Here is a 26,079-nt window from a genome sequence, read left to right on the forward strand (position 1 = left end):
GATTCCTGTTATCCCTGTCGCTCCCGTTTCACCTGTGCCACCCGTTCCGCCGGTAATCCCAGTAACGCCTGTTGCTCCTGCTCCTGCCAGTAACGTATAGTCCGGGGACGTTCCCGGTGTTCCGGCTGGTGCAGCCACATTGGCAATATAGGTACTGCCGTTGAACGTAACCACCTGACCCGCTGGATACGTTGGTGCCACGGCCGGATCAAATGGCACTATGCCACTCAAACCGATACCCGTTGCTCCCGTTTCTCCTGTCCCACCCGTTATGCCGGTAATCCCAGTAACGCCTGTTGCTCCTGCTCCTGCCAGCAATGTGTAGTTCGGAGACGTTCCGGGGGTTCCGGTTGGTGCAGCCACATTGGCAATATACGTGCTGCCGTTAAACGTAACAACCTGCCCAGCAGGGTACGTCGGTGCCACGGCCGGATCGAAAGGCACTATGCCACTTAAACCGATACCCGTTGCTCCCGTAATCCCTGGTATCCCTGTCGCTCCCGTTTCACCTGTACCACCCGTTCCGCCGGTAATCCCAGTAACGCCTGTTGCTCCTGCTCCTGCCAGTAACGTATAGTCCGGGGACGTTCCCGGTGTTCCGGCTGGTGCAGCCACATTTGCAATGTACGTACTCCCGTTAAACGTTACTACCTGACCGGCTGGATACGTTGGTGCCACGGCCGGATCAAACGGCAGAATACCACTGAGTCCTACACCTGTCGCTCCTGTAGGACCTGATGGGCCTGTCGCTCCCGTTGGACCTGATGGGCCTGCTCCTGCAATTAATGTGAAATCCGGAGAAGTACCTGGCGTACCCGTAGGAGACGCTACATTTGCAATGTATGTACTCCCGTTAAACGTTACCACCCGACCGGCAGGATAGGTCGGTGCTACTACTGGATCAAAAGGCACAGCACCATCTAATCCTGCCCCCGTTGCCCCGGTGGAGCCCGTTACACCAGCACCCGCAAGTAATGTATAATCTGCGGAACTCCCTGGCGTCCCACTTGGCGATGCCACATTGGTAATATATGTTCCACCAGCAAAAGTCACAATTTGTCCTGAAGCATACGCTGGTGCGAGCACAGGATCAAAAGGAACAATACCTGATAAACCTGCGCCAGTTGCTCCTGTTGCACCAGTTGTTCCACCCGCTAACAGCAATGTAAAATCTGGCGAACTTCCCGGGATACCCGTTGGGCCATTTACATTAACAACATAAAGGTTCCCATTATAACTGAGTACTTGGCCTTGAGTATAACTTGGACCCTGTGCTGGATCGTATCGCGTTACATTATTTAGCCCTATGCCCGTTGCTCCTGCTGGTCCCTGAGCGCCTTGTGGTCCCACAGGTCCTACGGGCCCGGTCGGTCCGATCGGACCGACTTGACCCACCGGACCAGCCAAGCCTGCCTCCCCTGGAGGACCGGCTGGTCCCTGCACTCCCTGAACTCCAGGCACGCCAGGTACTCCGGGGACCCCCGGAGGGCCTGCCAGTCCTGTTATTCCGGATGAGCCAATCCCTATGGTCGCTCGGCTGAGTGAAATGGACGTGGATCGAATCAACGCTACCAGTTTATCTTTCTCTGGTGGGGGAACTTCGAGTAATAAGGTCACACTCAACAAATCATCGAGCAGATTCTGCAAGTTGCCAACCAAGTTGATCAATGCAACAGGTACAATCTCTGATGCCGCTATGGTTAATTCCAACACAGCTTGAAGTTCGGCTTTAACTCCAGCACGGAAACCTGACACGTTGACGAAAGTGAGCAGATTCCGCAAACCTGATTGCAGTGCGAGTATGTTAGCGGCTACAGGCTGGCTAATTGCTGCAGGAATGATGATTGCTAATGATCGAAGCAACGTTTCCAACTGTTCCTGCTCACTTGTTGTTATCGGAATGAAGGGGGACCCCGCCCTGAACGATCTACCTTCCAAAAATGCTTTTATATTTACCCGTTTACGCCTATCGGACATGCGTTATCCAAACCTCCTCTGACTTCCTTGTTTTTCAAGCTTATGTGACATTGGAAGGAAATTTATCTTGGACACTATTTTTGTTTTCAAAATAACCTCATTCTTTTGTTCCACGTTGAACAAGATTAAACGGAATACTTCAACAAAAAAACACCCTCCAGAGGGGGTGTTTCTGCACTTTTTGTATGAAATCAGGCTATTTCGAGGAATTCACCGGAAATTGTAAAATAAACTCTGTCCCTTCCCCAAGCGTACTGTTCACTTGAATGATACCGTGATGGGCATCAACGATATTTTTTACAATGGCCAGACCTAGTCCAGTACCCACACTCTCTCCGCGAACACGTGCCTTATCCGCTTTGTAGAATCTCTCAAAAATAAATGGCAGATCGGAAGTCGGAATACCCGCACCTTCATCCTTGATTGACACTTTAGCTACCGACGTTCGATGATCTTCAAGCAGCTTTGCTGCAATAATAACATTTTTATCAGGAGGCGTATGACGAAAAGCATTATCAAGCAGATTGGTAAATACCTGCTCGAGCCGATCCTCATCAGCTTGTTGAAGCACAAGGCTAGGCAGGTTGCACTCAAAATGAAGTCTTATATCTTGTTCTTTCGAACGTACAGAGAATTTCCGATACACCCGCTCCAAGAGTTCCACCAGATCTACTTCCTTCATTGCCATGTCGGTATGTCCAGCTTCCATTCGGGCCAGATCCAGCAGATCCTTGACTAATCTGCCCATGCGCAGTGACTCATCATGGATAACCTGAATCAACTCTTCACTCTCCTCAGGAGAGGCTGCCATGCCATCCAGAAGAGCTTCGCTGTAACCTTGCATCATGGATAAAGGCGTTCGTATCTCATGAGATACATTGGCGACAAAATCACGGCGCATTTTTTCCAAACGAACCTCTTCTGTCACATTACGCAGGACGGCAACCGCACCGCGAACAACACTGTCCGCATACAGAGGTGTCATCTGCACCGACCATACCCCCTGCTGAACATGTACATTCGAGCTCTGATCGCCGCCATGCTCCATAACCAGTTTAAACAAAGGAACCAGAGGTTCTGGAACATCACGGGAAGAGTTTTCTCCCTTGTTCATTTCCTGTCCCTCTTCGTCCTGTGCCCAGTCCAGATCACACCAAGCCTGCATGATCTTTTCCCCTGGCGGGTTGGTCAGAATCACTTTACCTTCACCATCGAAGGTAACCACGGCGTCCGTCATACTCCGAAGTACACTAGCCAAGTGTTCCTTCTCGTGGTTCAGGCTCCGAATGTTGTCCTCGAGCTGAGCAGCCATATGATTAAATGTGTTAGCCAGCTCACCAATCTCATCGCTTGTCACAAGAGAGAGCCTTGTCCCATAGTTTCCTTTGCGGATCGCATTGGCAGCCTGAATCAGCTGTTGCATCGGTTGAGTGATTTTCGTGAACAGAAACAGGGCGAAAAAAGTCGTCAAACTGAAACCGATGATACAGACATACGTGAACAGGCGCTTAATATCTCTGGACTCGGACTCCGCAAAATTGGTATCAATGTACGGAAGCAAAAAAAGACCCAGCGCGATGAGCACACAGCCCACAAGGCATATAATGGTTATCCATAACTTTCCGACCAGTGATCTCCAGAAATTAAAGCTATTTCGGTACTTCCAGTTTATAACCCACACCCCACACTGTCGTAATCATAGCCGCCGATTCAGGCGACACCTTGTTCAACTTTTCACGAAGACGCTTGACGTGCGTATCCACGGTGCGGAGATCACCGAAAAACTCGTAGTTCCATACATCCTTGAGCAATTCCTCTCTGGAAAACACTTTATCCGGAGAGGTCGCCAGGTAATGTAACAACTCATATTCTTTTGGGGTAAGACTGATCTCTTCCCCACCCGCCGTTACCCGGTGAGCGTCATGCTCAATAACAAGGTGAGGGAATACGATATTGTTGCTTGAATTACTTTCCTTGGACAGATATGCAGTCGCAGAAGAACGACGCAGAATAGCTTTTACCCGGTAAATCACTTCACGCGGACTGAAAGGCTTCACGACGTAATCATCTGCCCCAACCTCAAATCCCTGAACACGGTTGATCTCTTCACCTTTTGCTGTCAGCATCAATACCGGGGTCGATTTTACTTGACGCAATCGGGTACACACTTCAACACCGTCCATGCCCGGTAACATTACATCAAGCAAAATCAGGCCGTACTCTCCAGCTGTTGCTTTTCGCAGTGCAGTCTCCCCGTCTTCAGCTTCATCAATTTCATAACCTTCTTTTTCAAGATACATCTTCAAAAGCCTGCGGATTCTTTCCTCATCATCGACGACCAGTATCCGGTTCTCATGTTCTGCCATTCCACTCCAGCCCCTTTGCAATAACTCCAATCACTTCTATTATGTTCGATCTGGCGAACAATATTTGAATGCCCACTTTTAACGCAGGGGCTGCGCATTGTTTCATGGATTTTCTCCTATACTTCGGCCAAACTGCCTATCCTAATCAGCTCCTGCATATGAATGCAGTCCAGCAATAATCAGATTCACACCAACCAGCGTAAACATGACGACCAGGAATCCAAGCACAGCAAGCCAGGCAGATTTCCGGCCCTGCCATCCTCGGGATAAACGCAAATGCAGGTACACACTATAATAAAGCCATGTAATCAAAGCCCACACTTCTTTGGGGTCCCAGCCCCAGAAGCGGCTCCAGGCTATCTGAGCCCAGATCATGGCAAAAATTAATGCCCCTAACGTAAATATCGGGAACCCGATGGCAATCGCACGGTAACTGATTTCATCCAGATCATCGGCATCAATGCCGTCCAGCATAGGTTGTAGTGCTTGTCCAAGCGGTCTTCTCACAAGTAATCTTACTATTCCGTAGAGAATCAGACCTACAATCAATGACCAGACCACCGTATTCAATTTGCGCCCGGCGTTAACTCCGTTCATCCAGGATGGCGTCTCAAGCAGAGGTTCCTTCATCCCAAGAAACGGTGTCATGCTCTCCACTTCGCTATTGTATGGCGCAAAAATAGGAGGCATGCGATAAATCACTTTCTCTATTGTACTATCTTCCTGTACCTCTGTGTCAATGCTAGCCGTTTTCTGGACAAAAACCGTCTCGTACCCAGAGGCCCGGAAGGCGAAAACCGTTCCAATAAACCCGACTACAACGACAATTGTAATCAATGTGAACTCCACCCAGCCGCGCTGACGTCTGGATGATTTGTCTTTGCCACTGAAATCGACTGTACGGAGCAAATACATAAAACCCGCTGCAAAACCAACTGCGAAGAATGCTTCACCAAGAGCAGCGAGCGTGACATGGATTTTCAGCCAGATCGACTGCAGTGCCGGAATTAACGGTTGTACCTCCTGCGGAAATACGGCTGCGTACGCCATAATAATGATTGTAAGTGGCAAGGCAAACAATCCGAGCAACGACTTGCGATAGATGGCATATACCACTATGAATGCGACCATAACCATCATGGATAAAAAGGTCATAAATTCATACATGTTACTGACCGGGATATGGCCTGCTCCAGCCCAGCGTGTAAAAAAGAACACAAGATGTGCTGCCAGTGCAACGATCGACGCAATAAAGGCCCTTTTTCCCCATCTTTCTACATGAGCCTGAGGGTCCCGATTACTCCACTTCTTGCCCATAACAGCAACGCCATATAAAAAAAATGCAGCACAATACAGAAAAAAAGAAACGATAAATGCGTCGCTGCTGAAATCCAATAAACTCATGCTTGGTTCCCCCCGTTATCCAACGACTTCTCATCCACTTCCACATGCATCTGTTTTAACACACCAGATACTTCACGTCTGAAGCCAAACCAGTTTTTGTTGGTGTGTCCTCCCAGCGTAAGCTGCCCATCGTCAATGCGGATCCAGATGCGGCGGTGATGCCAGTAAAAACCCATGACCAGACCCAACATTACGATTCCGGCTCCAACCCAGACAAACGGCATTGCCTTATCTATACGAATATTCAGATAACTTACGGATTGTATGATATCTACTTTATCCATGCTATCGACTTCGAGCTGCAAAGGAATCTCTCCCCCTACAAGCTGTTGGTTAATTGCATCCTGTTGAAAACGCTGCTTATCCACCTGTTTTGCAAAATATAAATATTGAATACCTTCCTCAGGCAGATCTGGTCCCTTGATCACAAATAAAAAGGCTGGAGCATTTGGTGAAGGGGATAAAGATTTGGGCTGACCGTTATCATCGAGTCCAAAATCCATAAATTTATCTTTCACAGTCAGTCGATATGGCCCAGCCTCAAAGGTTCGCTCAGTATCCACCATGTCAATCTGGATTGCACCGTACTTCTCTCCCGTTTTGGCATTTACCAGGTCAGGTGTTACCGAACGAATCGTGGGCGTCAGATCATAATCAAACTGATACGCTTTCAAGCCATTGTAATTCAATGGATGATTCACCCTGACGTCATGTCTGGCAACTTCGTTCAATTGGGGTTTCTTCGACAGATCAGAGCAATCGGCAGTACATTCATATAACACAACTTTGGTTTCAAACAGTTTGGGGACAATTTTGTTCAAATTGCGAAACTGTTCGGGAACTTCTTCTTCGCTGTAAAATTCAACGTTAAACTGCTCGTTTTTCAAATACATAGAGGTGTTGGGAATTTTTTTTATCTCGCCTTCAGGAAAGGCAACATGTTCGTCCAGATTTAAGCCTGGAAGCCCGCGGGCCAGAACAGCCAGAAGAAATATAATCAGACCAATATGGATAACATAAGGTCCCCACCGGGCGAAACGTTGCTTCTCGGCCAGCAGCGCATTTCCCTCGGTATGCACACGGTATCCTTTCTTCTTAAGTGGCGTAACCGCTTTCGTAATCCATTCTTCTGCCCCCTCTTCAATGGGACCTTGGTACACCAGACGCTGCCTCGTTAAAAATTGCATGTGTTTGCGGATTTTTTGCTTGTTGAGTGCTTTATAGAGCGGAAGCACCCGGTCAAGACTGCATATGACGAGTGATGCCCCGATCATGACAAGCAGCAGGATGAACCACCAGGATTCGTATGTATGGGACAAACCCAGCAGATAGTAGATATGACCTAACTGGCCATAGGTTTCCTTGTAATATACAGAAGGATCAATATTAAGAAATGTGCTCTCTTGAGGATAAATTGTGCCCAACATTGACCCTACTAAGGTGAACACAATCAAATATACAGCAATCTTGACTGATGAAAAAAAGTTCCACACACGGTCGATGATATTCGGATTGCTGCGCTGTGAACGCCGCGCCATCCCATCGTAGCGCATCTCCAAAACTTCTTTCGATGTTGCCTCTGCTTCGAGCAGCGGTTTACCGCAGGCTTCACACAGCACAGTACCAACCGGATTCTGATGTCCACATTCACATTTGGTATTCTGGAACACGACTAGACCTCCTGTCAGGGCTGCTTTGCCAGTTGTGAAATTTGAGCGTCAAGCGTGTCTAAATCTAGTTGACCGATATGAATGGTCGAGATTTTGCCTGTGCTCGACACAAAGAAAGTGGTAGGCATCGGAGAGATTCCGAAATCCCGTATTGAATCTTTGTCCCGATCAAGCATAATGGGAAAGTTAACTCCCACCTGGCGAACAAAATTATCCACGGTCATTTGATCTTCCCCTGCATTGATGCCAATAAATTGAACACCCTGATCTTTCCACTTGTCTGCTTGAGCTTGAAGCGCCGGCATCTCTTTTACACATGGCTCGCACCATGTGCCCCAAAAATTGATCACCATGGCCTTGCCTTTGTACTCTTCAGACGTATGCACTTGACCGTCCAGGCCCAGCAATTCAAAAGAAGGAGCCTTGTCCCCTTCTTTCGGCTTGCCGTTCGAGCCGGATACCGACGTGGTAATCGCATATCCGCCCAACACCAGGATCAATAACAAAATGACGATTTGCACCGTTCTTCTTGATTTCCCCATGTGCTGCTCCCCTTTGCAGTGACTGACTCGTAATTGATCATGGTCTCTCCCAACTGTGAACATCCTATGAACAATTATAGCGAATTTCGTCACAAAACTGCGGCGGTTTTATGAAAATTATGTGTCCTCACATTACCTTTTTTTCATTTTTTTGGCGGGTTCCGATTTTGCGAGTGTAATTAGGTTGTTGACTTCCTCTTTGGTCAGGTTGCGAGTCAGTCCACGTTTCAGGTTTTGCAGCAAAATGCCACCAAACGAAATCCGTTTCAAACGCGTTACCGGGTGGTTAATTGCCTCGAACATACGTCTTACCTGGCGGTTACGACCTTCGTAAATGGTAATGGAAATTACAGCTTCATTGTTAGCTGTGTCCACATCCTTGTACTCTACCTCGGCCGGAGCGGTCATCCCGTCGTCAAGCATAATGCCTGTCTTTAATTTCTCCAGAGCGGTACCATGTGGAACGCCTTTGACTGTTGCCAGATACGTTTTGGGTACATGGTGCTTCGGATGCGTCAGCAAGTGGGCGAACTCGCCATCATTGGTCAAAATAAGCAGTCCCTCTGTGTCATAGTCCAGTCGTCCCACTGGATACACACGTTCTTTGACACCTTTAAGATAGTCGGATACAATTTTCCGGCCTTCAGGGTCAGATGCACTTGTGATAACACCTTTGGGTTTGTTCAACATCAAATACACTTTCTTTTCACTGCGAATGGGTTTTCCATTAACCGTAATCATATCCTCTTCGGGGTTCGCTTTTGTACCCAGTTCGGTTACGACCTCCCCGTTAACTTCCACTTTGCCGGACAGGATCAGTTCCTCGCTCTTGCGGCGAGAAGCAATGCCTGCCTGTGCGATAATTTTTTGTAATCTTTCCATGTTTGTCATGTCACCTCACACTAATGATACCCATCAAGCCGGGAAATCACAAGGATAATCCAAGGAAAATGTAAACAGGAGGCGAGAATACCCATTTTCAGCGGCACTCTTGTGTCCTTTCAACCTAAAAAAGCCCATCTCCATGCTTCCTGCAGCTGACAGGAAACAACGAAGATGAGCCGGTTATTCTGACTTTGCGGATATGTAACTCACTTCATTAGAATGAAGAAGTTAACTGGTTACTTTGCCAGCGACAGCAATCTGTTTTTTGGCAGGTGATTTGGTGTCTTTAATAAACGATTGCAATGTTTTTGACGTAATATAATACGTTTTCCCACCATATACAAAGGTCATCATTCCAATGACCCGGTTATTCTGGTCCAGAACTGGGCCACCCGAATTGCCTTGCGCCATAGCTTTTACAATACTGCCAATACCTTTTTTGCCCGGGACATCCGAAGCTTGGTTGCTATAGACCCTGCTTTTGGCAATGGTATTGTATGTTGAAGGAAATTCTTCGTCAAGCAGCACGAGATCTCCGGCAGGATTTTTGGGGAATCCGATCGTATACACGATCTGGTTATCCCTCGCTGTTGTGAAAGTGACCGGCTCCGCATCCATTTCCTTTTCCAGCTTCAGTAAAGCCATATCTGTTACTGGGTCGGTCTTGATTATTTTCGCCTTAATGGGGCGATCCAAATGACCAGGGCTCGCTACGGTTAACGTTCCTTCATCTCCATCCGGCATTTCAGCAAACTCCTGAACTACATGATAGTTGGTAAGGACTTCATCCTTGGAGATCAATATCGAGGTTCCCACATCATAGTAAACCATATCCGGTTCATCCTGCTTGACCAGACGAACGTTTACAACAGGAAATGAATCGGCTGTGTCCGCCAGCTGTGCACGCAGCTGCTTGTCAAAATAACCTGTAAAATGAATCGTATTGACCGATTGAGCGGCCGCCATCCCCTGTCCAGCAAGCAAAGAAACAGCAATTAAACCTGACATGCCCAAGCGGAGCACTTGTCTCCATCTTTTCTGCATTTCTCACTCTCCTCCTCCGATATCATTCTAGCATATCTAGTATATCGGAAGGAGAATCGTGATCTTTTAACCAAAAACAATCAAACAAATAGCCAGAGCAGCAACAAAACCAACCAAATCGGAAAACAGACCGACCTTGAGCGCATAACGACCATTTCGTATGCCAACTGCTCCAAAATATACGGTCAGGACATATAAGGTCGTATCCGTACTGCCCTGAATCGTGGAAGCCATACGTCCAATCATGGAGTCCGGACCGTATGTTTTAATCAGATCCGTTGTAAAAGCAAGCGAACCCGTCCCGGTTAACGGACGTAAAATGCCGAGTGGCAGCACTTCTCCTGGAACTCCCATCCAGGATACCAGTGGAGCAAACAAACTGATCACATAATCCAATGCACCTGAAGCTCGGAAAACACTGATCGCAACCATCATGCCTACCAGATGAGGAATAATGCTGATCGCCGTGGAGAATCCATCTTTTGCTCCGTCAACAAAGGATTCGTAGACCGGGACTTTTTTGGTAAACGCATATAATGGAACGAACGCGATAATAACCGGAATGGCCCAGACAGAGATCCAGTTGATGAAGGTTAACACGATGGACTCATCCTTTCATGCTGGGATTACCGCTTTTCACAACACGTGGCGGTCTATTTAAAGTCCTGTTCCTATACCATCGATCGGCCATAATCGCAGCAAGTGTGGCAATAATCGTTGCCATAAGAGTTGTGCCCACAATCTCAGTGGCGTTGGCAGAATGGTAGTTCAAACGAATAGCAATGAGCGTGGTCGGGATGATAGTTATACTTGCCGTATTCAGAGCGAGAAGCGTGCACATCGCAGGAGATGCGGTTTGTTTATCCGGGTTAAGCTCCTGCAGCTGCTGCATCGCCTTGATTCCCATGGGAGTGGCAGCATTGCCGAGACCAAGCAGATTTGCACTCATGTTGGACAGGATATAACCCATGGCCGGATGATTCCGAGGCACATCAGGGAACAGAAAGGCAACCACCGGACCCAGCAGCTTTGCTATTTTGCCAAGTAACCCTGCATCCTCTGCCATTTTCATCATTCCCATCCAGAACACAAGCACACTGATGAGTCCAAAACATACCGTTACGCCCGTTGCTGCACCGTCAAAAGCAGCCTGGGTTACGACTTCAATATTGCCCTTTGCAGCTGCGAATCCAAACCCGACAACGATCATCATAAGCCAGATTACGTTAATCATGACGTCAAACCTCCTCCGGAAGCACGGCTTGCCATCAAGTTACAAGATGATGATATACCGCTCATGCTCCCTGTTGATTATGGAGATAACAAATGACCTAAAACCTCGCGCCATGCTGCTGCCCATGTTGAAATTTCACCAATACCACCAATGGCAGCGTCTTCTGTCTTCGGCTCAGGAGGGATATAGCTCCCTTTGCGGTATACCGGAATGGAGCCGATAAATTGACCTTCTAGCTGCATATCAATACGCCCGGCCAAGCCAAAGGAAGGGTCCATTTGCTCGTCTTCCGTATCGCTTCCCACCTCGTTTCGATTGCTCGTCAATACCAGCTTTTTGGTCACGGAAGCCTTCTCACTTTCCGCAAGTGGATAAGTAAACCCTCTTCCAGTCACCACGTCCATGTTAGCCACAGGCTGCTCCTTCTTCGCGACCTCCACCAAAGGGAAATTCTCAAAGCCAAAATCAAGCATACGTGCATGATCATTCCAATCGTTTCCATCATTCAATGTAACGGCAGCTAGCTGTTGTCCATTGCGGGTAGCGGAACTAACCAGACACCTGAATGCCTTTTTGGTATATCCGGTCTTCACCCCGTCCGCTCCCTCATACAGACGCAGCATCTTATTTTTGTTGTGCCAGGAATACTCCCAACTCTCATTCGGATTTGGAGCAGATTTGTTTTCTGTAGCAACGATGCGTTTAAACACCGGATTGTGCAGCGCATAAGCTGTAAGACGAGCCAGGTCGTTGGCCGTGGAATAGTGACCCTCTGCATCGAGACCATGCGGATTCATAAAATGCGAATGGGTAAGTCCAATTTCCTCAGCCTTTTTGTTCATCAACAGTACAAATCCTTCTTCTGAACCACCAACATGCTCAGCGATGGCCGAAGCAGCATCGTTTCCTGATCTCAGCATTAACCCGTATAACATGTTTTCCAGGGTCATCTCTTCACCCAATTTGAGGTACAGGGATGATCCTTCCTTGGCAAACGCCGATGAAGTTACTTTCACTTTGTCGTCAAGTTTCCCTTGTTCAATCGCTACAATTGCCGTCATAATTTTAGTCAAACTGGCAATACGCAGTTCCTTATCCCCGTCTTTGCTGTACAGGATTCGTCCAGATGTCACATCAATGAGAGCAGCACTTTGTGCATGAGTTGATGGTCCAGCGATCGTTCCTCTTGCTTCTACAACCTGCAAGGAAGGCAGAAGAAGCAGGGGTACAAGCAAACAAATCATTACTACTTTGGTTAACATTCGCATCGATTCATTCCTCCGGGTCACTTGGAATCTTGTACTAGCTTATGTTTGGACAACCTAAAGTATGTCCATCCGTCAAAAACAGCAAAAATCCCTTTCACAAACGTGCTGTGATAAGGGATCCAGGTTAAACTCAGTTTAGCTGTAAGTGGTATGATCCGGTGTATGGTGCACTTCGGTCCCATTCGATTGTGTAGCATTACGCTGGAACATGCCCTGAATTCGATCAAGAACATAAGGTGTGGAATCAATGAGTTTCTCAAACAGATGAGTAGAGTTATCCAGTGGTACGATATGCACGCCTTGTTTTCCAACAACAAGGAAAGCAATAGGACGAATGGATACACCACCGCCACTGCCCCCACCAAAAGGAGAAGCAACGTTTGCGGAATGAGCACTCTCTGTTTTTGCTCCTGTAACGGACCCGGAACCAACCTCTTTGCTTTTTCCATCATTCACATGGAAATCACTGCCTCCAGCGGCAAATCCGAACCCAACTTTACTGATTGGCAGAATGACGGTTCCATCAGGTGTTTCAACCGGATCGCCAACAATGGTATTAACATCCACCATGGCCTTGATATTCTCCATTGCGGTTTCCATTAAGCCTTGAATTGGATGATCTGACATTTGAATTCCCTCCAGTTTCAATTTGAACTAGGTTTGATCTAACCATATCATCCCCAAACCTGCACAGACTATGTAAGTCCGAGAGCAGAACAACAAAGGAAACAGCACCCAGTACTCATGATTGCAAATCACCTGGCGAATCAGCACAACAGCAGCCACTCACAAATAATGCTTACTGACCTTTCACATCATTATCCGTTTTGTCCCTTTAGTTTTTGTTTATGTTTGCGCCGTTGTTCCCGTAAAACTCTCAGCCACACCCGCCATCCACCTTCTACTTCCAGAACCCGTGTCATTAGCCTCAAACCCGCCAACATAACCGCCGTAATACGAATCTTCATTCTGCAATCCAGTTCCGTTTGAAACTCCATCTCATCTTCCCAAACAGGAATTACTTCAAGCATGGGTGTACGCTTAAACCGGATCTGATACGACAAAAATCCGATAATAATGGACTTGATACTCCACACCCAGCCTGTGAGAATCGCTGTATAAGCTGCATCTCCGATGCCTATTCGTGTGGACCAGGACAACTGGGTCATATGTACACGGCTTAGCGTTTGTTGCATCCAAATTTTGAGCGCATCCGTAGCCCTCATCATGATTTTTACTTCTTTTGCCCACTTTTGGACTTTACGTTTGTTGATACGCTCATGCCCTTCTGCTCCTCCATGCGTATAATTCACATGCTGTTCAGTTTTCACCAGAAAACCTTCTTTCATGTTGCGAAAGACGATGCTGGGTATTTCATAGTTAATTCGAACAATTCCATAGAGGAGACGAACGTTGATCCGGGCGTAATCATCGCTTTTATGTTTACGGAACGTAAAATGCACATGAACATTCGAGATGAGAACAGCGGCAATCAGCAGTGCGGCAAACAAGCCGATTCCTCCAAGCCAAATCCACACAGGCCTTACCTCCAAGCCCTCGATTCTTTACAAGTCTAGTATGGCACTCTATATAGGAAAAAATTCACGGGTGACCTGAAAATCCCATTCTCGAAGACCCATTTTCCAGGTTATTTCAAGATTCAAGGATACAAAAAAAACCGGTTCCCTATAAAGGTACCAGTTTTTCAGTGTTCAATGGTTGCCATCCAATTTTAAGAGTCCGGTTTCTCGTCATAAACCTCATGGTTGTTCTCACCATTTTCATCATCAACATCGTTCTCGTCGGTGCTTCCCGAATCCAACTGTTGACCGTCCAGCTTGTTAAACAGCATTTGAGTCTCTTCTTCCAGATTCTCAGAATCCTCAAACAAGCCTGGTTCCGGAAGGTCTTTAAGTGAAGATAGACCGAAATAATCCAGAAACGACTTGGTTGTTCCATATAGAATAGGTCGTCCAATTGCCTCCGCTCGTCCGACTTCCTCGATCAGATCCTTGTTGACCAATGTATGGATGGCCCGTTCGGATTTTACACCACGAATCTCCTCGATCTCTACACGAGTAATAGGCTGGCGATAAGCAACGATGGCCAGTGTCTCAAGTGCAGCCTGAGATAGTGAGGTCCGTGCAGGAGAGTAAGCCAGTTTTTCAAAATACGCAGCATGCTCGGGTAACGTTCCTAATTGGACCACTCCCGCAATCTTGAGGATTTGAACGCCTCTCCCCTGGTTCACGAAGTCAGCGATCATTTCCTCCACCGCATCTGATACCAGTTCTACCCGCTGATCCACGATCTCGGCGATTTGTTTAATGCTCAGACCTTCCTCTCCGGACAAAAAGAGCAGCCCCTCAATAATCGACTTCAATTTCGGAAAATCCATGATTCCTTGCTTCCCCTCTCCACTCCATAACGATATCCTCAAACATCCGCTCCTGATAACAGACAATCTGTTTCATCTTCATCAGCTCCAGTACTGCCAGAAAAGTTACAACAATCTCATGCCGGTAAATCTGATCATCCAGCAGTTTGGAAAACAACAACCTTCCTCCAGGCCCCATACTCTCCAAAGCCCCAACGACATCGCGTATACGATCTTTCACTGAGATCTCATCCCGCTGGATTCGAGTAACCGTCGTACGCTTCTCCGCCTTGCGCAGGGCCTTCTGAAAAGCGGCAATCAGATCGGAAGTATGCAAACCTTCTACCGGATTCGATTGGGTTTCGACAGGCATATACGGTCTCAGATCCTCTGGCTCTTTGGAGAAAATAAGGCTCCGTTCCCATTCACGCTCATGCAGATGACGGGCAATTCCCTTATATTTGCGATATTCTATCAGACGTGCAATCAGCTCCGCACGTGGATCATAATCTTCTTCTTCCATATAATCATAATCCTCAAAGTCTTCAATCACCGGTGGTTTGGGCAGTAAAAGTTTGCTCTTGATGGACAGAAGCGTTGCTGCCATTACCAAAAATTCGCTTGTAATATCCAGCTCCAGTTCCTGCATCGAATGCAGATACGCCATATATTGATCGGTAATATCGCTGATGGGAATATCCTGGATATGAATTTCTGCCTTATCGATCAGATGAAGCAGCAGATCCAAAGGCCCTTCAAAAGTTTCCAGTTTATATGTAACTACCGTCACTAGACGAATCCTCCCGCCAGAAAAATACAAAACCCCGCTAAGCCGCCGAATCCGGTCTCCCGATTTCGTCTGCGCAAAGCAGGGCACTACATTAAATAAGCACTATTTTAGCTGTTTCGTCAAGTTCGCCATTTCAATTGCAGCCGTGGCAGCATCCCAGCCTTTGTTACCAGCCTTCGTACCAGCACGTTCAATCGCCTGTTCGATATTCTCTGTTGTAACCAGACCAAAGATGGTCGGCACTCCCGTTTTGAGGTTAATTGCAGCAACACCTTTTGCCATTTCGTTGCACACATAATCATAATGAGTTGTTGAACCACGAATAACGGTTCCAAGTGTAATGACAGCGTCATATTTGCCGCTCTCCGCCATTTTCTGCGCGATTAAAGGGATTTCGAATGCTCCTGGAACCCAAGCCACATCCACTTCACTATCCTGTACTCCGTGACGTTTGAAAGCATCCAAGGCCCCGCTAAGCAATTTGCTCGTGATGAATTCGTTAAACCGTCCTACAACCACTCCATATTTTAAACCTTCCGATACCAAATGTCCTTCAAAAAAGTTCGGCATGCAAGTCATCTCCTTAAAGTAAAATGTAATGTTTATTAACCGATTATTGAGCATCCATTTTTCCATAAATTACATGAAATGAATGACTAGTTTTTCTCTTCGTTTTGTTCGATATCATCGAACTTCAGCATATGCCCAAGCTTCGCCTGCTTGGTATGCAGGTAAAGTGTATTATCCTCGTTCTCTTCCATTTGGATGGGAACACGTTCCACCACTTCAAGACCATAGCCTTCAAGACCTTTGATTTTGCGGGGATTGTTCGTTAACAAACGAATTTGGCGAACACCGAGATCCTTCAAAATCTGTGCACCTATGCCGTAATCCCGCAGATCAGCGGCAAACCCCAGTTTCAGGTTAGCATCAACGGTATCCAGACCCTCTTCCTGCAGCTTATAAGCTTTGAGTTTGTTGATCAGTCCGATGCCGCGGCCTTCCTGTCTCATGTAGAGCAGCACACCATTGCCTTCCTCATGAATCTGTTTGAGTGCTGCATCAAATTGCGGCCCACAATCGCAGCGGTGTGAATGGAATACATCGCCTGTGAGACATTCGGAGTGAACGCGGACCAAGACAGGCTTGGAAGAGTCAATTTTACCCTTGACCAACGCCACATGCTCTTTGTTGTCTACTGCATTCGTATACGCCACAGCCTGAAATTCACCAAAATCTGTCGGCATGCGAACAGCTACTTCACGTTGAACCAGCTGCTCCTTCTCATTACGGTAACGAATCATGTCCTGTATGCTGATCAACTTTAGATCATGCTTGCGCGCGATCTCCTGCAAATCAGGAAGTCTGGCCATAGTTCCATCTTCCTTGATAACCTCACAGATCACGCCTGCGGGATAGGAACCGCACATAATGGCGAGATCAACAGCGGCTTCCGTATGTCCGGCACGACGGAGCACTCCGCCGTCTTTTGCAATTAACGGGAACATGTGACCCGGCTTGCGGAAATCACTACCCTTGGCTTCCGGATCAATTAGACCTTTCACCGTAATGGAGCGTTCATGTGCAGAAATGCCTGTCGTGGTATCCTTATGATCCACAGAAACAGTGAACGCCGTCCCGTGAAAATCGGTATTTTGCTGAACCATCGGTTTCAGATTGAGCTCATCAGCACGCTGCTGTGTAATGGGAACACACACCAAGCCTCTGCCCTCGGTAATCATGAAGTTGATCACTTCAGGCGTAGCCTTCTCGGCCAGTGCAATAAAGTCCCCTTCATTCTCCCGGTCCTCATCGTCCACAACGATAACGGGTTTTCCGCGCATCAAATCGTAAATGGCTTCCTCTATGGGATCAAGTATGGATTGATCTGACATAAGTTCCCCTCCAGTTGTCTCTCTATAAAATGTACACCTTCATTTATGCAAAGCCGTGGTTGGCCAGAAATTCCTCACTAATGCTTTTGGGTTTGCCTCCACCGGTTTCCGGATGTCCTTTGCCGTACTGGAGCAGATGATCCACATATTTCCCCAAAATATCACATTCAATATTAATGGTATCGCCCGGCTTTTTCACTTGAAGTACAGTCTCCCCAATGGTATGAGGAATAATCGATACGGTAAACGAGGTTTGTGTCGTCTGCACCACAGTTAAACTAATACCATCCAGTGTTACCGACCCTTTGGGAATCAAGTATTTAAACATCTGATGGTCGTCCGGTTTAATCTCAAATACAACAGCGTTCTGATCACGTGTGATACTGCCGATCACTCCCGTGCCATCCACGTGCCCTTGCACGATGTGTCCGCCAAAACGGCCGCCTGACTGCATGGCCCGCTCCAGATTCACTTTGCTCCCGGATTGCAGCTGGCTGAGATTAGTATGCCGGTAGGTTTCAGGCATGACATCTGCAGTGAATCCTCCACCTTCCAAAGTCGTTGCCGTTAGGCAAACTCCGTTCACAGACACGCTGTCGCCTATCTTCAAATCATCCATGATGGCGGAAGCTCCGATGTTCAGGACCATTGCTTCGCCTTTTCGACCAATACGCCGAATCTGACCGACTTCTTCCACCAAACCGGTAAACATGCTGCCGCCTCCTTATTCTCGTTTCTCTTCTTGCAATTTCATTTCCGTTACTCAGGCCAGACAGGGATTCCACCAATACTGATATTATCTCCAACTTGCTCGATTTCCAGCTGATTCAATTGGATGGCTTGGCTCATGCGTTCCACACCTTCGAATCGGAAGCTGCCCGGTGTATCGTACCCGCCCACAATTTTTGGAGCGATAAACATCAACAGCCGATCCACCAATTTCGCTTCCAGCATCGCACCGTTCAATGTGCCGCCGCCTTCAAGCAGGATGGAACCAATCTCTCGATCACCCAGCTTGCTGAGCGCACTCAGCAAATCCACTCTTGGTCCTGGACCACAACGTATAATTTCCACGCCATAGGCTTCCAGACGCTCGGCCGCCTCAGCGCTTGCCTCATCCGTCGTAAGCACCCAGGTTGGTGCAAGTCCGTCCTTGACCATTTTTGACCCTACAGGAAGGCGGAGCTTGGAATCCACAACGATTCGTACAGGGCTGATCCCTTCCACTTGAAGGCGAGTGGTGAGCTCTGGGTTATCTGCAATAACCGTATCCACGCCAACCATAATACCCTGATGACGATGACGCAGCGCATGTACGATTTCGCGTGCAGGTTCGTTGGAGATCCATTTGCTGTCTCCACTGCGGGTAGCAATTTTGCCATCCAGCGTAGATGCTGTTTTTAAGGTAACAAACGGTAGGCCCGTGGTAATGAATTTAATGAATTTCTCGTTCAAACGTCTTCCGCGCTCGCGCAAAACGCCGACTTCGACCTCAATGCCTTGTTGACGCAACATGCTGATCCCTCTGCCGGATACCTGCGGATTGGGATCTTCACAGCACACCACGACTCGCTTCACTTTTTCGTGAATCAGACGTTCGCTGCACGGCGGCGTTTTGCCATAATGACTGCAAGGTTCGAGGGTTACGTAAACCGTACTGCCCTCGGCATCACTGCCTGCCATATTCAGTGCATGTACTTCTGCGTGGCCTGTACCCCGTTTGAGGTGACTCCCCAGACCCACAACCCTGCCTTCTTTTACAACTACACAACCAACGACAGGATTAATTCCTGTTTGCCCTTGTGCACGTTCTGCCATATCCAACGCAAGCCCCATATAAAATTCATCATTGATCATTTCCAAGTCCGTTCACCCCACGGTTAATATCTTAAGTTAGAGACCTCCCTTCCATCAGAGAGGTGGTTGTACCATATCCATAATAAAAAATCCCCACCCGAACAATCGTTCGATGGGGATGATGAGAGACATGTGTCACCAGCAGGATGTCGTTGATACGTTTGCCAACAGCACTTTGCCCAAAACTCCATTTCAGGCAAGTGAAAGCAGACACATACCTTAATGAACTTCAATTACAGGTAAAGAGCTTCTATGATGTGGCATATGTACGGAAAATGTCGGGATAACCGACTCTCCCTGCACAGAAGCAGACTTCTGGTGCAGCAACACATCTGCGGAATGCAGTCCATATGGGCTGCACCCTCTCCTTCTCCCATCCAGACTATACTGTCGGTTCTGGAATTACACCAGATCAGCCATCTGCCACAGGCAGACAGGTCACGGACTTTGCACCAGGTGCTGGATTGATATCCTTACACTATGCATCACCGCCGGTAGGGAATTGCACCCTGCCCTGAAGGATCGTTGCGTTATTAATTGGATGTTAGCACTTTAACGCCAAAAAATCAATTGTTTTTTGTTCCTTTTTGTCACATACTAACTTTTAATAAGCTAGAGAATACAAAAAAACCGCTTCGTTAAAAACGAAACGGCTCTTTCTTGTCTTGCAAGAATAACAATTAAACTTCTACGACTTCAACAGTTTCCATTTTGTCGCGACCTTCGAAAGCATCTACGAACTCCATACCTTTGGTTACTTTACCAAATACGGTATGTTGTCCATCCAGATGCGGCTGTGGTTGGTAGCAGATGTAGAACTGGCTTCCGCCTGTGTTACGGCCTGCATGCGCCATAGCCAACGTTCCACGCTCATGTTTGTTCGGGTTGATCTCACAGTTGATCGTGTAGCCAGGGCCACCTGCACCGGAACCGTTAGGGCATCCGCCTTGAGCTACGAAGCCCGGGATAACGCGGTGGAATACAAGTCCGTTGTAGAAACCGGAGTTTGCCAGTTTCTCAAAGTTTGCCACTGTGTTTGGAGCTTCTTGATCGAACAGGTCGATCAGAACTTCTCCGCCGTTTGCCATTTTGATTTTCGCTTGTTTCGCCATATGTAAATGACTCCTTTCGTATTGACCATCGTTAATGGTGCCAGAACGCATGGCATGGGCCAAGCTTTATAGCACTTTTCTTAGTGTACACCGAAATGGGATTGATCGCAAAATAATCAGCATATTTTTTGAGAAAATATCCTTAAAATCAAAAAGAAGACCAAGGGATGTCCCTTTTGGTCTTCTTCAAATTATATTCAATAGATTAACGGGTTACTGGCTGCTTGGCAATACGCTCCGGCACAAGGTCATTCTGGATGATGTCCTGATACGTTTCGCGACGTACAACAACATCACCTTGACCGTCTTTAACAAACACGACCGCCGGACGACGAATCCGGTTATAGTTGCTTGCCATGGAGTAGTTGTACGCACCCGTGCAGGCTACGGCAAGCAAATCACCGCTCTGAACTTTAGGCAGGTCCAGATCCCAGATCAGCATATCGCCACTCTCACAGCATTTGCCGGCAACCGATACGGTTTCCTGAGCAGACTCATTCGCACGATTGGCGAGTACCGCTTCATATTTGGATTCATACAAAGCCGGACGCGGGTTATCCGTCATCCCGCCATCCACAGCCACATATTTGCGTACCCCAGGGATATCTTTGCTGGTACCTACAGTGTACAGAGTCGTACCTGCCTCACCAACAATACTGCGGCCTGGCTCTACCCAGATTTCGGGCACATCGTAACCGATTTGGGCGAAATGATTTTTGACTGCATCCGTAATGGCTTTTACGTATTGTGATACTTCAAGTGGAGTATCTCCTTCGGTATAGCGGATACCGAACCCGCCGCCGAGGTTAACCACTTTGAACGCTACTTTAAGACGCTCATATACACTCGAAGCAAATTCAGCTACGCGCTGAATGGCCATCTGGAAACCTTCCACCTCAAAGATTTGAGAACCGATGTGGGAATGGACACCCAACAAAACCAGGTTGGACTGTTTGGAAGCGAGCTCAATCGCTTCGAACGCTGTTCCGTTACCGATATCGAATCCGAACTTCGAATCTGTCTGACCTGTAGAGATGTATTCATGTGTATGTGCTTCCACACCAGGAGTCACACGAAGCAAGATGTTCACCTGACGATTTTTCTCTGCGGCTACAGCCTGCAGCAAATGCAGTTCATTGAAGTTATCCACAACGAAGCAGCCGATTTCGGCATCAAGTGCCATTTCGATCTCTTCCAGTGTTTTGTTGTTGCCGTGGAAATGAATACGTTCAGCAGGGAATCCAGCTTGCAGAGCTGTGAACAATTCACCGTCGGATACAACATCCAGGGAGAGTCCTTCTTCCGCAGCAAGAGCACACATAGCCATAACGCAGAACGCTTTACTTGCATAAGCAACCTGGAAACCCAGTCCGGAAGCACGGAATGCATCCATGTATTCTCTGCAGCGATCGCGAACCAATTGCTCGTCCACTACATAAAGTGGTGTTCCAAATTGTTCTTTCAGGTCTGTTGTATCCACTCCGCCAATTTCCAGATGGCCATGAGCATTTATTTTACTTGTACCATGTAAATACATAATCAGCATTCCTCACTTTTTATATACTGGAATAGTTTCTACTCCAATGATTTTACACCAGTATACCAAATTAGACAGCGAGAAGAATGGATTTTTAGGCAGATCATTTGTGTTTTTTACTTTTCCGCTTTTCACCGTCCGGATCGTCAGGCATTTTTGTGTTGTCGCGTGTCTTGTTGAACGATGGACGTTTTTTACTTTCCAGGAGTGGCAATCGGAACAAAAAGTTCCCCAGAGCCTTTGCATTAAACGGTATGAACGGCCACAAGTAAGATGAATTGTAGGACCGGTGTATGGTGAGCGCCAAAATAAGCAAGGTTGTACCGACCACAAATCCGGGTACTTTGAAAATGGCAACGGCGATCAACAGGACCAGCCTCACGAGCCGATTCGCAAGCCCAAGCTCATAACTCGGTGTGGCGAACATACCGATCGCCGCAATAGCCATGTAGAGAACGACTTCATTCACAAAATATCCCGTCTTAACGGCGATATCCCCGACGAGAATTGCCGCAATCAAACCCATGGCCGATGCCAGAGGTGTAGGGGTATGAACTGCTGCCATCCGCAGCAAATCCACCCCAAGCTCAATTAAAAGAAACTGCAGAATGATGGGCAGCTTCACATTCTCTTGTGGACCTATAAAATCCAGTCCTATCGGTTTAAGCGCAGGATCAATCACCATCAACATCCATAGTGGCAGCAAAAACAGGGAGATTAAAATGCCCGCGAAGCGAACCCAGCGCAGGTACGTTCCCATAAAGGCAGTCTGTCTGTTCTCTTCGGCATGTTCACAGAGGTCAAAAAAGGTTGTAGGCAAAATCATTACACTTGGCGAAGTGTCAACAAATATGACAACCCTTCCTTCAAGCAGATGAGATGCCGTCACATCCGGTCGTTCGGAATACCGGACCAGCGGAAACGGATTCCACCCTTTATTGATTATCGCTTCCTCCAGCTGTTTGTCCGCTGCGGGTATTCCATCGATATCCACCCGTTTGATTTTTTCACGAACCGAGTCCACCTGTACTTTATCCACAATATCATCGATATAAACCACACAGACATCCGTTTGGGTTCTTCGGCCCACCTGCATGATCTCGAACTTCAATCCAGGATCACGTATCCTCCGGCGTACCAAGGTAACGTTTGTCAAAAGGGTTTCCGTGAAGCCATCTCTTGAGCCCCGCACCACTCTCTCCAGGGAAGGCTCTTCCGGAGAACGTACCGGATAACTCCGTGTATCCATGATCAATACGGAGCGATCCCCTTCGACAAACATGGCACTCATCCCGGTGAGGACTTTGTTAATGACCGCGCTCATCTTATCGACTCTCTCCACCTGAATATGAGGGATGTAGCATTCAAAATACGACTTGAGCGCATGTCCTGTTACCTGATCCGGTGAAAGGTAGGTTAGTCTTTTTAACACTTCAAGCAAAATCCCGTCCTTGGCAAACCCGGTCAACAACAGTAATCCAACGTGCTTGCCGCCCAGAACCATCTCTCTCATATTGACGTCAAAAGACTCTCCAAGGCCCAGAATCTGCTTCAATGTATATTTGTTATCGCTCATGCGAGGGGAGATATCATCGTTATCCTGCCAGTACTGTACGGATTCCTCAACGCTGTCTGACATTTCATCCTGTTTCTTTTTTTCGTACGCCCGCTGCTCCTCTTCCTTTTGAATTTCATAAGGTGATTTGTGCATCAGCTCTTCGGGTACTCCTTCACCTGAATCGTGCCCGGTACTGTCTGATCTTACATCCATTTTCCATCCTCCTTCGATTCCTTGTTCTAACGCTGATATACAAAAAAGTCGAACAGGGAACCTGTCATTTTACCCAGAATCATGGCTAGCAGCAGTCCGAATAGATACGATTTCATGCCCAATCGTTTTGCCAGTACAGGCAGCACATTGAGCACTTCTGTCAGTGCCGCAGCGAGCAAGCCGATGAACACCCCGCAAAACAATCCGATGATCGGACTAAGCACCCAAATTCCAGGCACTTTCCAGTGCCAGAAATCGGCAATGGTTCCGACCAACGATCCTCCGATCAACGCCCCTTCATACCAGTGGGTTTTGTCATAGGAACGGGTTAGCTGTGCAAGTCTGGGAATCATATCAAGCACGAGAATGAGGGCAATCACGCCGCTTCCTACTGCAATTCCTCCTGCAATGCCTAATACGATGCTGATCGCTCCGTTAAGAACGCTCATCGGCATTCATCTCCCCGCGTTCCTGCTCGTGCATTCGTTCAGTTTCTTCAATGACGACAAACTTGTCTACATTTTGCTGGTATAAGAACATTTCCACTTCAAGCGGAGTGGGTTCTTCATTCCACTTTTTCTTAAATAAATGATTAAAAAATACAGCCATACCGAATCCGATCCCGATGGAGTACGCCACCTGAAACAGATAGGGATGCTCATCCCGGCGACCCGTAATCATCTCCACAATGCGGATCTGTACTTCCTGCATGTTCACGTCTGCATGGAAATTCATGATGGTCAGTGCTGAGCCAAAGAAGAGCAGCAACCAGACCAGGATGAACAGGGATTTGGAAGGTCTTCCAGTCCCCGCAACGACCTCAACCAGCGTATGGCCCGAACCGATTAGTTCGACTGTAACCTCGGGCAACATGCGCCGAATTTGAGGTATGATCTGCAAAATATCAATCAGGATCAGATTGCCGTCCTCCGGTCCCGGGCGCAGCAGTTCAAGTTCAAGCAGCCTTCGTTCCCCGTCTTCCGGAGAGGTTAACACGTGAGCGATATCACCAAGCTTCACCTCTCTGCCCCTCTGGATACGAATACGGCTGCGCAGACGAATGTAGACCGTTGGAGTGGGTGTCAGAGACATCCGAAACACTCCTTTACTGCGTAATTTAGGTTAGTATTTGAAGAATGTGCAAATTTATTACATTCGGGTTGGAAAAAGGTTGGGAACCCTACGGGCGCTCCGGGATGGATCGGTCATCGGCCGCTGTTCTTCGAAGGTAAGCCGCCAAGCTCTCCCGGCTCCCCCATCGTAAAACGACCATAAAAAAAGGCCAACCAGAAGTTTCTGGCTAACCTGATAAACGAAAAGTCCCCAAAATGGAGGCTTCTTAAAGAATATATGAAATATGATTCCCTGGTCGAATTTTAATACAATCATCCAATATTATTCTTTTTCATAAACAACGACGGTTTTACTTTCTTCTTCCCATTGCACGGTTGCATCCAATGCCTCACTTATGAAACGTACGGGTACATAAGTACTGCCTTTTGTAATAGTGGCTGGCGCATCCAAAGAGACGTTTTTGCCATTAACTGTTGCAGTCTTACTGTCAACCACAAGTTTAATGCTCACCCCATCCTTCGTAACAATGATGGAGCGTTCTTCGGGATTCCATGCCACTTCGGCTTTCAAAGACTCAGCTATGGCGCGAAAAGGAACAAACGTGTTGCCCTTTTTGACAAAAGGTTCGGAGTTAGAAGCTTCCCCGTTCACATACAGCTTCACCCCATTCTTTTTACCCGCCTTTTCATTGAGTTTTCCCATTGTTTTGTACAGGTCCAGGTTTTTAAAATTGGATTTAATGGCCTCTTCCTGCAAATACACCGCGTCAGTCACACTACCGTTTTTTTCGAGTATTTCTGCCGCAGTTTCCAACGCCTTGTCCTTTTCAATGATGGCTTCAAGTTCTTTGATTTGTTCGTGCGTCAGCTCAGTCGCATATTTTGTAAGCAAAATATCGGCTAGTACAGCACCTGCCGGTTTATCTTCCACATGTTGAATAGCATTTAGCAAACCTTTGTATCCTTTGGAGCCTTTTTTCTTGGATTCGGTTGGGTCGGTTGTATTGTTGGTTGTATTCTCTGTCTCCGATGTTGAGGGATCCTTAACTTTGTCTTCTTCAGTGCTGACCGTGTCAGAAGACTCGACTTCCTCGGTCTGTTTCTCCTCAATTGGAGTTTCTTTGTCTTTGGGTGCTTTTGACGATATCTCTTTACCTGATTGTCCGGGTGGAGTGTTTCCCGGTTTGGCTGAGGTTGTGCCTGCGGCGGTGGCAAGCATTAGCGCCAGACTGGTTAGCAAGGTGATTGTTTTTTTCATTGACGGTTCCTCCTGAAGT

General features: G+C 47.4%; 25 protein-coding genes and 1 riboswitch. All 25 genes read right to left on the minus strand.

Going from position 1 to position 26,079, the window contains the following annotated elements:
• On the minus strand, window positions 1-1,977 hold a 1,977-nt coding region (locus tag HP552_RS35365; RefSeq protein WP_175395541.1), incomplete at its 3' end, for a collagen-like repeat preface domain-containing protein.
• Between the two features lie 196 nt (window positions 1,978-2,173).
• Window positions 2,174-3,571 carry an ATP-binding protein gene (locus tag HP552_RS11055; RefSeq protein ID WP_175395748.1) on the minus strand — a complete coding sequence of 466 codons (1,398 nt, stop codon included), beginning with the start codon at window positions 3,569-3,571 and terminating at the stop codon, window positions 2,174-2,176.
• 55 nt (window positions 3,572-3,626) lie between these two features.
• Complete coding sequence (locus HP552_RS11060) at window positions 3,627-4,343, minus strand: response regulator transcription factor (protein WP_175395542.1); 717 nt, start codon at window positions 4,341-4,343, stop codon at window positions 3,627-3,629.
• A gap of 141 nt (window positions 4,344-4,484) precedes the next feature.
• Entirely contained in the window at window positions 4,485-5,747 is a 1,263-nt protein-coding gene (gene ccsA / locus HP552_RS11065) for a cytochrome c biogenesis protein CcsA (protein WP_175395543.1), read from the minus strand.
• On the minus strand, window positions 5,744-7,417 hold the full coding sequence (gene resB / locus HP552_RS11070) for a cytochrome c biogenesis protein ResB (RefSeq protein ID WP_175395544.1): 1,674 nt from the start codon (window positions 7,415-7,417) through the stop codon (window positions 5,744-5,746). The genes ccsA and resB overlap by 4 nt, the downstream gene beginning before the upstream one ends.
• A 14-nt stretch (window positions 7,418-7,431) precedes the next feature.
• The gene (locus tag HP552_RS11075; protein ID WP_175395545.1) at window positions 7,432-7,959 is read right to left on the minus strand and encodes a redoxin domain-containing protein; all 528 of its coding nucleotides are present in this window, start codon (window positions 7,957-7,959) and stop codon (window positions 7,432-7,434) included.
• Window positions 7,960-8,091: 132 nt separating this feature from the next.
• Complete coding sequence (locus HP552_RS11080; protein WP_095290531.1) at window positions 8,092-8,841, minus strand: pseudouridine synthase; 750 nt, start codon at window positions 8,839-8,841, stop codon at window positions 8,092-8,094.
• A gap of 231 nt (window positions 8,842-9,072) precedes the next feature.
• Window positions 9,073-9,888, minus strand: a complete 816-nt coding sequence (locus tag HP552_RS11085) for a S1 family peptidase (RefSeq protein WP_175395546.1) — start codon at window positions 9,886-9,888, stop codon at window positions 9,073-9,075.
• A gap of 66 nt (window positions 9,889-9,954) precedes the next feature.
• Window positions 9,955-10,488: a spore maturation protein gene (locus tag HP552_RS11090; protein WP_175395547.1), complete on the minus strand. Its 534-nt coding sequence runs from the start codon at window positions 10,486-10,488 to the stop codon at window positions 9,955-9,957.
• Window positions 10,489-10,495: 7 nt separating this feature from the next.
• Window positions 10,496-11,122 carry a nucleoside recognition domain-containing protein gene (locus HP552_RS11095; protein ID WP_175395548.1) on the minus strand — a complete coding sequence of 209 codons (627 nt, stop codon included), beginning with the start codon at window positions 11,120-11,122 and terminating at the stop codon, window positions 10,496-10,498.
• 77 nt (window positions 11,123-11,199) lie between these two features.
• Entirely contained in the window at window positions 11,200-12,390 is a 1,191-nt protein-coding gene (locus tag HP552_RS11100) for a D-alanyl-D-alanine carboxypeptidase family protein (protein WP_175395549.1), read from the minus strand.
• A gap of 135 nt (window positions 12,391-12,525) precedes the next feature.
• Window positions 12,526-13,017: a GerW family sporulation protein gene (ytfJ, locus tag HP552_RS11105; RefSeq protein ID WP_175395550.1), complete on the minus strand. Its 492-nt coding sequence runs from the start codon at window positions 13,015-13,017 to the stop codon at window positions 12,526-12,528.
• Window positions 13,018-13,208: 191 nt separating this feature from the next.
• On the minus strand, window positions 13,209-13,928 hold the full coding sequence (locus HP552_RS35600) for a DUF2953 domain-containing protein (protein ID WP_175395551.1): 720 nt from the start codon (window positions 13,926-13,928) through the stop codon (window positions 13,209-13,211).
• A 194-nt stretch (window positions 13,929-14,122) separates the two neighbouring features.
• Window positions 14,123-14,788 (minus strand): SMC-Scp complex subunit ScpB, encoded by a 666-nt coding sequence (scpB, locus tag HP552_RS11115; protein ID WP_175395552.1) that lies wholly within the window; start codon window positions 14,786-14,788, stop codon window positions 14,123-14,125.
• Complete coding sequence (locus HP552_RS11120; RefSeq protein WP_095290518.1) at window positions 14,757-15,557, minus strand: segregation and condensation protein A; 801 nt, start codon at window positions 15,555-15,557, stop codon at window positions 14,757-14,759. Before HP552_RS11120 ends, scpB begins: the two co-directional genes overlap by 32 nt.
• 102 nt (window positions 15,558-15,659) lie before the next feature.
• Window positions 15,660-16,127 (minus strand): 6,7-dimethyl-8-ribityllumazine synthase, encoded by a 468-nt coding sequence (ribH, locus tag HP552_RS11125; RefSeq protein WP_095290516.1) that lies wholly within the window; start codon window positions 16,125-16,127, stop codon window positions 15,660-15,662.
• Between the two features lie 86 nt (window positions 16,128-16,213).
• On the minus strand, window positions 16,214-17,452 hold the full coding sequence (locus tag HP552_RS11130; protein ID WP_217506384.1) for a bifunctional 3,4-dihydroxy-2-butanone-4-phosphate synthase/GTP cyclohydrolase II: 1,239 nt from the start codon (window positions 17,450-17,452) through the stop codon (window positions 16,214-16,216).
• 43 nt (window positions 17,453-17,495) lie between these two features.
• Window positions 17,496-18,164, minus strand: coding sequence for a riboflavin synthase (gene ribE / locus HP552_RS11135; protein WP_175395553.1), 669 nt, complete (start codon window positions 18,162-18,164; stop codon window positions 17,496-17,498).
• A gap of 47 nt (window positions 18,165-18,211) precedes the next feature.
• On the minus strand, window positions 18,212-19,315 hold the full coding sequence (gene ribD, locus HP552_RS11140; RefSeq protein ID WP_175395554.1) for a bifunctional diaminohydroxyphosphoribosylaminopyrimidine deaminase/5-amino-6-(5-phosphoribosylamino)uracil reductase RibD: 1,104 nt from the start codon (window positions 19,313-19,315) through the stop codon (window positions 18,212-18,214).
• Between the two features lie 355 nt (window positions 19,316-19,670).
• Window positions 19,671-19,835, minus strand: a riboswitch (FMN riboswitch).
• A gap of 154 nt (window positions 19,836-19,989) precedes the next feature.
• On the minus strand, window positions 19,990-20,421 hold the full coding sequence (locus HP552_RS11145; protein ID WP_175395555.1) for a peptidylprolyl isomerase: 432 nt from the start codon (window positions 20,419-20,421) through the stop codon (window positions 19,990-19,992).
• A 205-nt stretch (window positions 20,422-20,626) separates the two neighbouring features.
• Window positions 20,627-21,958 carry a diaminopimelate decarboxylase gene (gene lysA / locus HP552_RS11150; protein ID WP_175395556.1) on the minus strand — a complete coding sequence of 444 codons (1,332 nt, stop codon included), beginning with the start codon at window positions 21,956-21,958 and terminating at the stop codon, window positions 20,627-20,629.
• A 103-nt stretch (window positions 21,959-22,061) separates the two neighbouring features.
• The gene (locus HP552_RS11155; RefSeq protein WP_246310848.1) at window positions 22,062-23,669 is read right to left on the minus strand and encodes a spore germination protein; all 1,608 of its coding nucleotides are present in this window, start codon (window positions 23,667-23,669) and stop codon (window positions 22,062-22,064) included.
• A gap of 86 nt (window positions 23,670-23,755) precedes the next feature.
• Window positions 23,756-24,184, minus strand: a complete 429-nt coding sequence (locus HP552_RS11160) for a stage V sporulation protein AB (protein WP_376768953.1) — start codon at window positions 24,182-24,184, stop codon at window positions 23,756-23,758.
• A complete protein-coding gene (locus HP552_RS11165) occupies window positions 24,165-24,821 on the minus strand; it encodes a stage V sporulation protein AA (protein ID WP_175395559.1) in 657 nt (218 codons plus the stop codon). The genes HP552_RS11160 and HP552_RS11165 overlap by 20 nt, the downstream gene beginning before the upstream one ends.
• 303 nt (window positions 24,822-25,124) lie before the next feature.
• Window positions 25,125-26,060: a copper amine oxidase N-terminal domain-containing protein gene (locus HP552_RS11170; protein WP_175395560.1), complete on the minus strand. Its 936-nt coding sequence runs from the start codon at window positions 26,058-26,060 to the stop codon at window positions 25,125-25,127.
• Window positions 26,061-26,079: the final 19 nt, after the last annotated feature.

Origin of the sequence: Paenibacillus xylanilyticus (assembly GCF_013359935.1) — a bacterium.
GTDB classification, from domain to species: Bacteria; Bacillota; Bacilli; order Paenibacillales; family Paenibacillaceae; genus Paenibacillus; species Paenibacillus xylanilyticus.